Consider the following 11974-nt stretch of genomic DNA (forward strand, 5'->3'; position numbering starts at 1 on the left):
ACCGAGAGTTGATACTCCGATATCGGAATGAGCCCAGCGTTCGATTGGCGAACCGCCTCGCAAATGATGTTCAGCGCGAGTACTTGAGATTGATTGCATCGGAAGAAGGTCGGGCCGCGATCGTCAGCCTTCTCGACGACGAGAACGCCGACGTTCGATTTAGCGCCGCCAGGGATTCCCTCGTCTTTGCGACAGATCGCGCGCGCACGGTTGTGGAAGAGTTCGCGCGCGGGTCCGACTTCAACAGCTTTCGTGCGAAGATTACATTGTCGCAATTCGACGATGGCTCGCTCGTCCTGGATAGTGTCCCGGATCCCGAGCCTCGTACGCCAGCAAAGGTGTCCGGAGCCGCCCTCGACCAGACGCTGCAGGTTCATGGGCTCATCATGAACGGCGGGCTATGGCACGCCTGGGCAATGGACAGCACCGCATTCCTGGCGGCCGTCGACGTATTCCGCGCTATCCGCCGCAAAGACGCAGCGATGATCCTGTACGCCGCGTCCAACATCTTTCGCAACGCCGTCCTCGAAGACGGAGAACTCAACGAAAACGACGGCGACCGAGAAGAACGCCTCACCAACAACTACTACGAACTACCCGACCCACAAGACTCCATCGAAGCCACGCAGCCCTACGACGAAGAACACTCCCCATAACGCTCAGCGTTGCCGGACGGCGACCGCGACAATGCGCGCGAGGTCGGTCACTCCTCACCCCGCACCGCGTGCTCCAATTCATCCCAGAGCTGATCGAACCGAACGTTCCAGGGCGCGGCGAACAGACCCGCCTCCCACCGCCGACGCACCTCGGCGATATCAACCCACTCGGCCTCCCGAACTTCCTCGAGATCAACCACGACGCCAGGCTCGCCATCGACGCGTGTGATCCACAGGTCGAACAGCGCACGGTCTTCGACGACGCGCCCCACGAGCACAAGTTCATCCGAAAGGACGGAAATTCCCACCTCTTCGTCGAGCTCTCGGATCGCGCCGCGACGGCTCGACTCGCCCCGCAACGCACTGCCGGCCGGGAACTCCCACGCGAGCGGGTATTCCTTACCCTCCGCACGCCGACTCACGAGCACCCGACCGGTGGATGCCACCACACACACGGATGCCACGATGTGGAACGACCCCGCCGGCACCGGCCCGTCGCCTCTCCGGTGAAGTACTCCGGTGGGGGTGCCCTGGACGTCGGTGACGTCCCACATCTCGTCGTCGGCCATGCCACCATCCTCCCGCCACACCGGCGCGGACGCGAGAGCCGACACCCGGGAGAAACCGAAAGAGCTCACCCGGCCGCCGGCCCTCGCTGCGTCATCGCGCGATGTCGCGTCGGCGGAATCCCACGAATCCGGCAACGAGGAACACCGCCGTAGCGAGGGAGATCCATCCGAGCCCCGACCAGTCGACGTCCACGGCCGTGACGTCGGGGATGTGCCAGAACGGACTGATGGCAAGCACCTCATCCCACAGTCGGAAGGTCGGTCCCAGGATGGTGAGCGCGAACGCCGCGACGACGCCCACCCACGCGGCAGGAGAGAGGCGCGGCCGCGCGCCGACGACCGCGGCCGCGACGGCGATCACGGTCGCCACCGCCGGGACGGTCGCAAGAGCCTGAGCCATGACGTCGCCGAAGCTCACACCGAGGTCGGCGCCGGAGACCATCGCCGCGATGACGAGGCCGGCAAGCAGCACGTACAGCGCGGGTGCGGCGAGGGCGACGACCACGCTGCTCGCGAAGTAGCGTGTGCGCCCGACCGCGGCGGCGAGGACGGGCTCCGCGCGGTCGTCCTGCTCTTCGCTGCGAACCTTGAGCACGGTCTGCACGCCGGGGATGGCGGCGATGATGCCCACGAGGCTGAGGATCGTCACGAGGAAGGCCGAGATCAGGCCGTCGGGGGTGGTGGCGCCGGCGGCGAGGATCTGCGCCACCGCGGCGTTGCCCTCGAGGATGTCGCGGATCGAGGTGGCGAAGTAGCCGAAGACCAACCCGAGGGCCAGGAACGCGACGGCCCAGACGATCATCGATCCCTCGTTGACCCGCACGGCCAGATGCCACGTGGAGCGAACGCGTCCTCGTGCGGGGCCCGGGCGCGGGGCGATGAGGCCCTGACCGAAGTCGCGCCGAGCCTGCAGCACGAGGGCGATCGCGAGCCCGACCACGCTGAACGTGACAGCCAGCAGCAGCGGCCACCAGTGAGTCCCACTCGCCGGCCGGGTCTCGGTCATCCAGCCGAGGGGATTGACCCAGATCGTCCACTCGGGCGCTTCCACGGCGTAACTGAAGCCCCGCAGCACGAACAGGGTCCCGAGAATGCCGATGGCGAGCGAACCTGCCGTGCGAGCATCCGAGCCCAGCTGCGCGGCGATCGCGGCCACAACGGCGAACATCCAGCCCGACGCGGTGAACGTGGCTCCGATCAGGAGCGAAGACTCCCAGGCTCCGCCGCAGAGGCCGGTCGCGACACCGGCGACCGTGCCCACGAGCAGCGAGCCGATGAAGGCGAGGCCAACCCCGGCGAGCAGGCGACTGAAGCGCCCCAGCACTCCCGAGGCGAGAAGCTCGGCCTGCCCGGAGTCCTCTTGTCCGCGCGTCGCGCGGGCGACGGTGAAGATCGCACCCAGCGCGGTGAAGAATCCGCCGAGGGCGAGCGAGCGCCACGCGGCGAAGCCATCGTTGGTCGACAGGTCGAAGGCCGGCCCGAGGATGAGACTGAGCGCGGGATTGGACCCGACGGCTGCCGCCAGAGCCATGCGGTCCTGCTGTTCCGGGAAGATCAGCGGGTAAAGGACCACCGAGGACGCCGCCAGCGCGGTCGCGGCGATGACCCACGGCGCGAAGCTGCGCCGTCCGTCCTGCCGTACAAAGACGCGCAGCAGCGGCGCCGTACCGACCAGAGCCGAGGCGCTCATCGGGTCGCCACCATCTCGTCGTCGGGCTCGTAGAGCCGCAGGAACAACGACTCCAGCGACGGCGGTTCGACCGTCAGAGACGCCAGACCGTAGGGCGTGAGCGCCGTCATCGCCTGCCCGATCCGATCCGCATCCACCGTCGCCGTGACCGTTCTTCCGTCCACGTGCAGGTCGTGCAGCGCGGTCAGAGACCCCGCCTGCGGCGCGCGATCCAATACGGCGTGGACGGAGGTGCGGGCGTAGCCGCGCAACTGGGCAAGACTTCCGGTTTGCACGATCCTGCCCTCGCGGATGATCGAGAGCCGGTCCGCGAGCGTCTCGACCTCGGCAAGGATGTGGCTGGACAGCAACACCGAGGTTCCGCGCGCCTTCGCTTCCGCGACAACCTCTTGGAAGACGTTCTCCATCAGCGGGTCCAGGCCGCTCGTCGGCTCGTCCAGGATCAGCAGCTCCACGTTCGACGACAGCGCGGCCACGATCGCAACCTTCTGCCGGTTGCCTTTCGAGTACTGCCGACCTCGTTTGGTGGGATCGAGCTCGAATCGCTCGACCAACTCGCGGCGTCGTCCCTCATCGAGGCCTCCGCGAAGCGAACCGAGGAGGTCGATCGCCTCCCCGCCGGTCATCCCGGGCCACAGCGAAACGTCGCCCGGAACATACGCGAGACGCCGGTGCAGGGCGACAACGTCCTTCCACGGGTCACCGCCGAGCACTCTCGCCACGCCCCCGTCGGCGCGGAGGAGTCCCAGGAGCACACGAATCGTCGTGGATTTGCCGGCCCCGTTGGGCCCGAGGAATCCGTGCACCTCCCCCCGCCCGACCTCCAGGTCGATGCCGTTCAGGGCGTGAAACCGCCCGAACGACTTCGTCAGCCCTCGAGCTTCGACCACCGCATCCGCGCTCATCAGTACGTCCTCCTTCTCTCTGTGTCCGTCTTCGTTTGCGGACCTCATCACGAGAGAGTGTAGGGCTTTAATTCCACACATGGGGAATTAATTTCACGTCGTCTACGCTGGTGCCGTGACACCCGCTCCCCCTGACCCGCCCGCGAAGCGTCCCGTCGGGCGCCGCGGAGGCGATAGCGACACGCGCGCCGCCATTCTCGACGCCGCCCGAGACCTGTTCTCGGAGCACGGATTCGAGAAGGCCTCCGTCCGAGCGATCGCTTCGCGCGCTGGCGTAGATTCCGCTCTGATCAGGCACTTCTTCGGCGACAAGGCAACCCTCTTCGCCACCACCATGGCCGATCGCACCGTCATCCCCGAACGCATCGGCGCCGCACTGGCCGGCCCACCCGAGTCGCGGGGTCGACGGGTTGCCGACGCCTATCTCGGGCTCTGGGACGACGAGGAAATGCGCCCGATCCTCATGGGACTCGTCCGCTCCGCGATGACCTCCCCGAACGGAGTCCCCCTGCTGCTCGACATCGTCGGCGGCCGCATCCAGGAGACAGCCCCGTTCCCACCCGGGAAGGACGGGCGGATGAGGGGATTCGCGCTTGCCGCCACACACCTCTTCGGAGTGGCGATCGGGCGCCACATCATCCGGCTTCCCATGCTCGTCGAGATGAGCCGTGAAGAACTCGTCGACTCGGTGGCGCCAGCCGTCCAGAAATACCTGGCCGACTATTAGTCGATGGCCTTCCTCACTCAGAACCGGAAGCCCACCCACCGCGGCGAAAAATGGCCCGTGCGGTCTCTCGACGATGCCGCATGCTCGCACTCGGATGCCGCGCGGACCGAGAGGCATCCTGAATGACTTCACAACCGCGGAACGAAAGAACCGCCCCGCATCTAGAACACCTAGATGTGGGGCGGTTCGACGGTGCACCCCCTGGGACTTGAACCCAGAACCCACTGATTAAGAGTCAGTTGCTCTGCCGATTGAGCTAGAGGTGCGTTGTGTCGGCTCAGATTTTGCGTTCCGAACCGAGGGATTACGTTACCAGGCGTGACGCGACCACGCCAAATCGAGCCGGGGACGCCCGATATCCTGGAGCCGTGCCCACCTCCGACGAGCCCCTCTCGCCCGCCACTGCACTGAGCGACGACCTCGCCCTGGCGCTGCGCCTCGCCGACGCCGCCGACGCGGTGGCCATGGAGCGCTTCGACGCCACCGACCTGCGTATCGACACCAAGCCCGACCGCACGCATGTCACCGAGGCCGACCTCGCGACCGAGCGCGCCATTCGGGCGATCCTGGATGCCGAGCGTCCCGGCGACGCGATCCTGGGCGAGGAGTACGGCACCACCGGCGACACCGCGCGGCGGTGGGTCATCGATCCGATCGACGGCACGCACAACTACATGCGCGGCATCCCTGTCTGGGCGACGCTCATCGCGCTGACCATTGACGGCATCCCCACGGTCGGGGTTGTGAGCCAGCCCGCGATCGGACGCCGCTGGTGGGCCGAGACCGGACAGGGCGCCTGGACCAATGGGCGCGACGGCGACCCGCGTCGCATCCAGGTATCCGCCGTCGACGAGATCGAGCACGCGAGCATCAGCTTCCAGAGCATCGAGCAGTGGGACGATGTCGACCTCGTCCCCACGCTAGAGCGGCTGGCGCGCGCCGTGTGGCGCGATCGGGCCTACGGTGACGCCCTGCCGTACATGTGGCTCGCCGAAGGCCGGCTCGAGCTCGTGGCCGAGTTCGGGGTGAAGGAGTACGACATCGCCGCGATCGCACCCATCGTCCGCGAGGCCGGCGGACGGTTCACCGCGTTCGACGGGTCCGACCGTCTCGACGCCGAGTCCTCGCTCGCCACCAATGGCGTGCTGCACGACACGTTCCTCACGTTCCTTCACGGAGAGGCCCAGGTGTGAAGCGACTCGGTATTCCCGCCGCCATCGCGCTGCTGGCCGTCGGTCTGAGCGCGTGTGCCCCCACCGCGGCCGCCCCGGGCCCCGAGGTCACCACGACCCCGACCCCAACCGCGTCCGCGGATGCCGGCGGATCTTCCCCCTCCCCCGAACCCGACACCGGTGCGACCGAGCCCACCTGCGAGACGATCATTCCCCGCACGACGGCCGCAGACTTCAGCAGCCTCGGCTGGGGCGTCCAGGTCGAAACGTTCCGGATCGGCGCGACCGAGATCCCCGACGGCATCCAGTGCAAATGGGGAGACAACTCGGTCACCAGTGACCGCATCCAGATGTTCGGATGGGCCCCGATCGATCAGGCCACCGCACAGAAGGCCGAGCGTGACCTCCTCAGCGCTGGCTGGTCGCGTGAAGACGGCGCCGATGGCACGGTCTACGTCACCGAGAACCCCGACTGGGCGATCGGGAAAGATGCCGACGGCTACGGCATCACCTACCTCTTCGGCGACGGCTGGGTGAAGGTCGCCGACACCAAGCAGAGCCTGATTCTCGTCGAGTGGCCGCCGGCTCAGCGGTAGGGATTCTCTGCTCCGGGATTCCCGGATGCCGCGTGGCCCTGGTCCCACGCATCGCCGCGCGCCTCGCGCTCGCGCCAGAGCGCGTCCGTCTGCAGGATGCGGTGAGCGAGAGCGACCCAGTCGCCCCACGCGGCTGATGCGGCACCGTCAGGCGTGCGCGACCCCGTCGCCGTCCAGATCGCGGAACCGTCATGGTCGAGCTGAACAGGACCGACGTCGATGCTCTGCGCGCGGGGATCGGACATGCTCCGACGCTAGGTCGCCCGCACCGCCGCGGGCAAGCCGGTGACGTAGGCTCGGTCGTCGTGGCTATCGGCGCGACCATTCATACCTTCACGGTGCAGCTCTCCGACATCGACCGGGGCGTCTACGACGAACTGCCGCTGCGCGTCGCCCGGCATCCCTCCGAGACCGACGCGTACATGCTCACGCGCGTTCTCGCCTACTGCCTCGAATTCGAGGAGGGCATCGCCTTCAGCGAGGGCGTGTCCGCGACCGACGAGCCTGCCGTGATGGTGCGCGATCTCACCGGCGCGCTGGTCGCGTGGATCGAAGTCGGAGCACCGGATGCCGCCCGCCTGCACACCGGCAGCATGAAGGCCGAGCGGGTCGCCGTGTACACCCACCGCGACCCCGAGAAGGTCGCCGCCCCCTGGGCCGGCAAGCGCATCCACCGCGGCGACGAGGTGCTGCTGCACTCCTTCGACGCCGGCTTCGTCGAGCGGATGGCCGGCGCGATCGAACGCCGCAACACCGCGACCCTCACGCGCACCGAGGGACGCCTCTACCTCGAGCTCAACGACGCCTCCGGCGAGAGCGACGTCCAGACGCGTTCCGCCGCCTGATCGCGCATGCCGCCCTGGCTCGAAACCGAGTGGTCTGCCGCCTCAACGAGCGCGGTCCTGGCCCCCGCTCCAGCGGGGGAAGTCGCCGGTGTCGAGGTCAAAGAGGTCCAGTGCACGTCCGACGCTCTGTCGCACGATCTCGTCGACCGACTCGGGTCGGGTATAGAACGCGGGGACGGGCGGGAAGATGATGCCGCCCATCTCGGTGACGGCGAGCATGTTCTTCAGGTGAGCCGCGTGCAACGGGGTCTCCCTGACCATGAGCACGAGTCTCCGTCGCTCCTTGAGCACAACGTCGGCCGCGCGGGCCATGAGCGTGCCCGCCGATCCGACCGCGACCTCGCTGAGCGTGTGCACCGAGCAGGGTGCGACGATCATCCCCATCACGCGGAAGGAGCCGCTGGCGATCGGCGCCGCGATGTCGCCGGGCGCGTAAGCATAGTCGGCAAGGCCGCGCAGGTCCTTCGCGCTCAAGTCCGTCTCGTACGCGCGCGTCATCTCGCCCGGCTTTGACACGATGAGATGGGTCTCCACATCCATCGCACGAAGTGCCTCGAGGACGCGGACACCGTAGACGATGCCGGTGGCGCCGGTGATGCCCACGATCATCCGTGGACGTTGCCCGGCTTCAGGATTCATGGTGCAGGCGGTCGACTCGCGCTGGCGATTGGGGCGTGAGTTCTCCAACGAAGTCGCCGCCCTCGTTGAACGTATACGGGAAGAACGGCGGCTCCACGACGCGTCCCAGGCGCGGCCGAAGCGTGCTGAAGGCCCGGTACACGTCCCGGTAGTGCTGACCCCGGAAGTGCTCCAGGATGTCTTTCCACGAGCGCGGAGCCGCTGTGATGAAGGACTCCATCTCTGTGGTGATCTCGTCCTCGCTCATGGCGGTGACTTCATCCTCGGGCTCACCGAGCACATACGCGGCGGAGCGTTGGAAATCGCTCTGCGTCCACTGGTCGCCCCAGGGGATGGTGCAGTCGAAGCCGATCTTCGAGATCGTGGCGGGAGGATCATTCTTGGCGATCATCGGGTCGACCGTCATGGTGTTCATCTGCGGCAGGATGACGGTGTCGCGCACCGGGTCGAAGCGGAATGCCATTGCCCACTTGATCTGGTGGTCATCCCAGATATCGACGTCCTCATCGAAGACGTAGGCGAGCTTCGGTATGGCCATCTTCGACGCGCCCAGCATCACGGCCAGTGCCTGCTTGGCATCACCGGCGCCCTGCTTACGGATCTTCGCGTAGGCGATGTTGCTCAGGCCTCCCGGATCGGCGCGGACCTCGAGGACATCGAGGGCGGAGTCCTTCAAAGCGCCGAAGAGATCTGCCTCCATCGCAGGCAGCTGGAGCATGTTGTCGGTGAACCACGGGTGGTGCCCGCCAATGGTCGCGTACTGGAAGATCCCGCCCTTGCGGTAGGTGATCGCCTTCACGATCGCGCGTACGTTGTGCTTCAGGCCGCCGCCGTACATTCCGGTGAACTCGCCGAAGGGCGCCTCGTCGTGCACCCATCCCTCCGTGGCCATGAGCTCGCACTCGAGCACGACCTCGGCGTTCGCAGGCACCATCAGGTCGATGGTCTCGCACTTGACGAGCTTCGCCGGTTCTCCGTAGAAGCTCCCCAAGACCTCGAAGTCGTCCACATCAGGCGGGAACCCTTTGAGCGCGGCCAGTTTGTCGAGGATCGGGCCGCCGATGACCACAGCGATCTCGAGATTCTTGCCCATCGCGGCAGCCTTCTGCGCGTTGATGCGTGCGCGGTGCGACGTGCAGGTCATGTCGAACGCCCGCTCGTTCTTGGCGCGGTACATCGAGCGATAGAAGCCCCAGTCGTAGACACCGGTCTCCGGATCCTTCGAGATCACCAGATTGTCGTCCGTATAGGAATGTCCGTCACGCTCATGGTGCAGGAACATCGGAAGCACGGTGAGGTCCACGTCGTCGCCGGTGAGGATCACTTCCTTGCACGGGGCGGTGTCGACGACGACCGGCTTCACCCGGCCCTCCGAGGCCGCGACCATCTTCTGACCGGTCTCGGCCTTCGTGCAGCCCATCGCCCAGGCGTACTGATCCTGGTTCGAGTAGGCGTTGGCGAGGAACTGGAACTCGCACCCGGTGATCTTCTCGACCAGAACGGCCGTCTCCGGATGATCTTCCATCACTTGGGGAAGCTCGTCGACACGCTTTTCATCCGTGACGCGAACCAGCAGCCCAGCGGCTTCCATGGCATCGACGAACTCGGTCAAAGACTGCTGAGGCATGATGAATGCTCTTTCGGAGGTTCGGTCAGCGGTAAACGGGCGCGGGCCGGCTCTGCTCCGAGGCGTTCTTCAGCGCATGCAGAAGTCCCCCCCAGCGCGTGTTACATGCCTCGATGTTCGGGTCTTCCTCTGTCCAGCCCTCGTGGACGAGTGTCACGACCGTGTGATCGTCGTCGTCCGCTGCCACAGCGAACGTCACAACCGATCCGGGAGAACTGCCCGGGCCCTCGAGGCAGGTCCATTCGACGATCCCGCTCTCGCCGTTGTTCTTCGCGCTCCAGACGAAGTTGGCCGAACCGGCCTTGACACTGACGTAGCCACCGGCTTCATCCACTTCGACGTCCGGCGCCCACCACGCCTGCAAGCCCTGGGCTGTGGTCAGGGCTGACCACACCGGGCTAAGAGGTGCGGAAATGCGGATGCGATGGCGCAGCTCGGGCACGGGATCTCCTCCATGGTGGGTTCCGTCCTCATCATGGCCGTCTCCGCGCGCGATCGCACCTAACGGCGCGTGAAGATTCTTGGGCGGAAGGGCGCGGCCCCCGAGGAACCCCTTCAGGGACTCGCGGTCGCTGGCTTCGCAGATCCCGAGCACAACTGGGCGCAAGCACCAGGAACAGTCGCCATGCGCATTCTTGCAACGCGGCGAACGACTGCGCATTATCTCGGTTTCTCTGAAGGCCCGCACCCGTGGGCGCTCCTTCCACGAGTGGACGCTGCGATCGCGGCTCCAGACGAGAACGACAGAAAGCAGAAGACCGCCCCGAAGGGCGGTCTCCTGTACTCCAACAGTGTGACGACGGCGTGGGCTTACCTCTTCACCGGCTCCTCTTCGGACGGTGTTTCTCATAAGCCTCACATGGTGGAGCTGGGGGGAATCGAACCCCCGTCCAACGCTGGGTCTCCGCGTTTTCTCCGGGCGCAGTCTGTGCAGACGTTCTACTCGGCCCCGACCTTTGTCACAGACACCTAAGTCGACAGGCCCAGTCCGGGAAAAGTCCCGCGTGACGTCCGGACGCCGTCACACAGCAAGACCCCTAAATGACGCCAGAATCCGTGGCGGGGTCACACACGGTCTGACGGACTATCGGGCTCGCTTACGCAGCGAGGGCGAAGTCAGTGCGCTTGGTTTCGGCACTTATAGTTTTGCAGGGAGCGTTTACGAGATAACCCCACATCCTCGGCCCGCTTCTCGCGGGTTCGCAGGCGCTGTCGAAACCGATCAGCCCCGGGAACTCCGTGTAGGAGCGACCATCGTCACACTGTTGACTTACCAATCGGATGCCGAGACACCCGAGCGTCACAGTCTACAACGGATCCGTATCCTGGGCCATTCCCACGCGCTCGCGTATGCTCCCCGCATGAGCCACGTCATCATCACCGTCCGGGGCGAGAGCGAAACGCGGGTCCGCGCCGAGGAGGCCGCCGTCCGCGTGACCGTCTCGACAGACGGCCCCACCCGCGGGCCGGTGGTGGAGCGCGCGCAGGAGCGGGCGGCATCCGTGCAAGACGGACTCGTTGCGCACCTGCGGTCGGGCGAGGTGTCGGAGTGGTCGAGCGCGCGCGTGTCTGTCTGGTCGGACCGACCGTGGAGTAGCGACGGCGCCCAGCTCCCCCTCGTGCACCACGCGAGCGTCGAGGTGTCGGCCACGTTCACCGACGCCGGAGCACTGTCGTGGTGGCTCGGCGACGTGACCGAATCCGACGACGTGCAGGTCACGGCCGTCGACTGGCGGCTGTCGCGCGCGACGCGCGTCCGCGTGGAGGGAGAGGTCGCCTCCGACGCGGTCCACGTCGCCGTCGAGCGCGCCACGGCGTATGCGGACGCGCTGGGGCTGGCATCCGTCACCGCCGTCGAGATCGCCGACGCGGGACTGCTCGAGGTGCGCCCGGAGGCGGCCGCGTTCAAGGGAGCGCGCCTGATGGCCATGGCGGATGCCGGGCCCTCGTTCAGTCTGCAGCCGCCCGAGATCGTCGTGAGCGCCGTCGTCGAGGGGCGTTTCCGCGCCGAATGAGGCTGAGTTTGCGCACGGGCTGACCTTTCACCAGTGGGTTCGGGGTCAGTCACCCAAGCGGTTCTTCGTGCGCATCGCGCGCTCGGCCTCGCGCTTGTCTTCGCGCTCGCGAATGGTCTGACGCTTCTCGAACTCGCGCTTGCCCTTCGCGACAGCGATCTCGACCTTGGCACGGCCGTCGAGGAAGTACAGCCGCAGCGGCACGAGGGTATAGCCTCCGGCCGCGACGGCGTGCGAGAGCTTGATGATCTCTTCCTTGTGCAGGAGGAGCTTGCGCGTGCGCTTGGCCGAGTGGTTGGTCCAGTGCCCCTGCGAGTACTCGGGGATATGGACAGCGTCGAGAAAGGCCTGACCGCCGTCGATGTACGCGTACCCGTCGGTGAGATTCGCCCGCCCCTGCCGGAGCGACTTCACCTCGGTGCCGGTCAGCACAAGACCCGCCTCGTACGTCTTCTCGATGGCGTAGTCGTGGCGCGCCTTCTTGTTGGACGCGATGAGCTTTTCACCCTGCTCACGAGGCACGGTGCCACCTC

General features: G+C 66.5%; 14 protein-coding genes, 1 tRNA gene and 1 other RNA gene. 6 read left to right on the top strand and 10 right to left on the bottom strand.

Annotated elements, in window-relative coordinates; genetic code table 11:
• Positions 1–44: 44 nt before the first annotated feature.
• Positions 45–656: a hypothetical protein gene (locus tag ACU6WY_RS08585; protein WP_483819255.1), complete on the top strand. Its 612-nt coding sequence runs from the start codon at positions 45–47 to the stop codon at positions 654–656.
• Positions 657–703: 47 nt separating this feature from the next.
• Here the strand turns inward: ACU6WY_RS08585 and ACU6WY_RS08590 are convergent, their stop codons facing one another.
• The 3 genes from ACU6WY_RS08590 to ACU6WY_RS08600 all read right to left on the bottom strand — a co-directional run bounded on the left by ACU6WY_RS08590 (position 704) and on the right by ACU6WY_RS08600 (position 3820).
• Entirely contained in the window at positions 704–1225 is a 522-nt protein-coding gene (locus tag ACU6WY_RS08590) for an NUDIX hydrolase (RefSeq protein WP_483819256.1), read from the bottom strand.
• Between the two features lie 91 nt (positions 1226–1316).
• The gene (locus tag ACU6WY_RS08595; RefSeq protein WP_483819257.1) at positions 1317–2915 is read right to left on the bottom strand and encodes an ABC transporter permease; all 1599 of its coding nucleotides are present in this window, start codon (positions 2913–2915) and stop codon (positions 1317–1319) included.
• Complete coding sequence (locus ACU6WY_RS08600; protein WP_483819258.1) at positions 2912–3820, bottom strand: ABC transporter ATP-binding protein; 909 nt, start codon at positions 3818–3820, stop codon at positions 2912–2914. Before ACU6WY_RS08600 ends, ACU6WY_RS08595 begins: the two co-directional genes overlap by 4 nt.
• A gap of 115 nt (positions 3821–3935) precedes the next feature.
• Between ACU6WY_RS08600 and ACU6WY_RS08605 the strand changes: the two genes are divergently transcribed.
• Positions 3936–4547 (top strand): TetR/AcrR family transcriptional regulator, encoded by a 612-nt coding sequence (locus ACU6WY_RS08605; RefSeq protein ID WP_483819259.1) that lies wholly within the window; start codon positions 3936–3938, stop codon positions 4545–4547.
• A 193-nt stretch (positions 4548–4740) separates the two neighbouring features.
• Here ACU6WY_RS08605 and ACU6WY_RS08610 read toward each other — a convergent pair.
• A tRNA-Lys gene (locus ACU6WY_RS08610) sits at positions 4741–4813 on the bottom strand.
• A 102-nt stretch (positions 4814–4915) separates the two neighbouring features.
• On the opposite strand from ACU6WY_RS08610, the gene ACU6WY_RS08615 reads away from it, so the two are divergent.
• Complete coding sequence (locus tag ACU6WY_RS08615) at positions 4916–5740, top strand: inositol monophosphatase family protein (protein ID WP_483819260.1); 825 nt, start codon at positions 4916–4918, stop codon at positions 5738–5740.
• The gene (locus ACU6WY_RS08620) at positions 5737–6315 is read left to right on the top strand and encodes a hypothetical protein (protein ID WP_483819261.1); all 579 of its coding nucleotides are present in this window, start codon (positions 5737–5739) and stop codon (positions 6313–6315) included. Before ACU6WY_RS08615 ends, ACU6WY_RS08620 begins: the two co-directional genes overlap by 4 nt.
• Here ACU6WY_RS08620 and ACU6WY_RS08625 read toward each other — a convergent pair.
• Positions 6306–6560, bottom strand: a complete 255-nt coding sequence (locus ACU6WY_RS08625; RefSeq protein WP_483819262.1) for a hypothetical protein — start codon at positions 6558–6560, stop codon at positions 6306–6308. The two genes, ACU6WY_RS08620 and ACU6WY_RS08625, sit on opposite strands and share 10 nt — an antisense overlap.
• A gap of 60 nt (positions 6561–6620) precedes the next feature.
• Between ACU6WY_RS08625 and ACU6WY_RS08630 the strand changes: the two genes are divergently transcribed.
• Positions 6621–7160 (top strand): YaeQ family protein, encoded by a 540-nt coding sequence (locus ACU6WY_RS08630; protein ID WP_483819263.1) that lies wholly within the window; start codon positions 6621–6623, stop codon positions 7158–7160.
• Between the two features lie 42 nt (positions 7161–7202).
• On the opposite strand, the gene ACU6WY_RS08635 is transcribed toward ACU6WY_RS08630, so the two are convergent.
• The 4 genes from ACU6WY_RS08635 to ssrA all read right to left on the bottom strand — a co-directional run bounded on the left by ACU6WY_RS08635 (position 7203) and on the right by ssrA (position 10656).
• Complete coding sequence (locus ACU6WY_RS08635; protein WP_483819264.1) at positions 7203–7769, bottom strand: UbiX family flavin prenyltransferase; 567 nt, start codon at positions 7767–7769, stop codon at positions 7203–7205.
• Positions 7770–7788: 19 nt separating this feature from the next.
• Complete coding sequence (locus ACU6WY_RS08640) at positions 7789–9426, bottom strand: UbiD family decarboxylase (RefSeq protein ID WP_483819265.1); 1638 nt, start codon at positions 9424–9426, stop codon at positions 7789–7791.
• A gap of 25 nt (positions 9427–9451) precedes the next feature.
• The gene (locus tag ACU6WY_RS08645; protein WP_483819266.1) at positions 9452–9868 is read right to left on the bottom strand and encodes an SRPBCC family protein; all 417 of its coding nucleotides are present in this window, start codon (positions 9866–9868) and stop codon (positions 9452–9454) included.
• A gap of 418 nt (positions 9869–10286) precedes the next feature.
• Positions 10287–10656, bottom strand: a transfer-messenger RNA (tmRNA) gene (gene ssrA / locus ACU6WY_RS08650).
• 131 nt (positions 10657–10787) lie between these two features.
• On the opposite strand from ssrA, the gene ACU6WY_RS08655 reads away from it, so the two are divergent.
• Positions 10788–11441: an SIMPL domain-containing protein gene (locus ACU6WY_RS08655; protein WP_483819267.1), complete on the top strand. Its 654-nt coding sequence runs from the start codon at positions 10788–10790 to the stop codon at positions 11439–11441.
• 45 nt (positions 11442–11486) lie between these two features.
• Here the strand turns inward: ACU6WY_RS08655 and smpB are convergent, their stop codons facing one another.
• Positions 11487–11963 carry an SsrA-binding protein SmpB gene (gene smpB / locus ACU6WY_RS08660; protein ID WP_367726533.1) on the bottom strand — a complete coding sequence of 159 codons (477 nt, stop codon included), beginning with the start codon at positions 11961–11963 and terminating at the stop codon, positions 11487–11489.
• Positions 11964–11974: the final 11 nt, after the last annotated feature.

This window comes from Microbacterium sp. ZW3a (genome assembly GCF_057167165.1).

Coding starts and splice junctions, on each gene's coding strand:
- ACU6WY_RS08595 (WP_483819257.1), bottom strand. CDS start 2,915: ATGAGCGCCTCGGCTCTGGTCGGTACGGCGCCGCTGCTGCGCGTCTTT.
- ACU6WY_RS08625 (WP_483819262.1), bottom strand. CDS start 6,560: ATGTCCGATCCCCGCGCGCAGAGCATCGACGTCGGTCCTGTTCAGCTC.
- ACU6WY_RS08635 (WP_483819264.1), bottom strand. CDS start 7,769: ATGATCGTGGGCATCACCGGCGCCACCGGCATCGTCTACGGTGTCCGC.
- ACU6WY_RS08640 (WP_483819265.1), bottom strand. CDS start 9,426: ATGCCTCAGCAGTCTTTGACCGAGTTCGTCGATGCCATGGAAGCCGCT.
- ACU6WY_RS08655 (WP_483819267.1), top strand. CDS start 10,788: ATGAGCCACGTCATCATCACCGTCCGGGGCGAGAGCGAAACGCGGGTC.
- ACU6WY_RS08590 (WP_483819256.1), bottom strand. CDS start 1,225: ATGGCCGACGACGAGATGTGGGACGTCACCGACGTCCAGGGCACCCCC.
- ACU6WY_RS08600 (WP_483819258.1), bottom strand. CDS start 3,820: ATGAGCGCGGATGCGGTGGTCGAAGCTCGAGGGCTGACGAAGTCGTTC.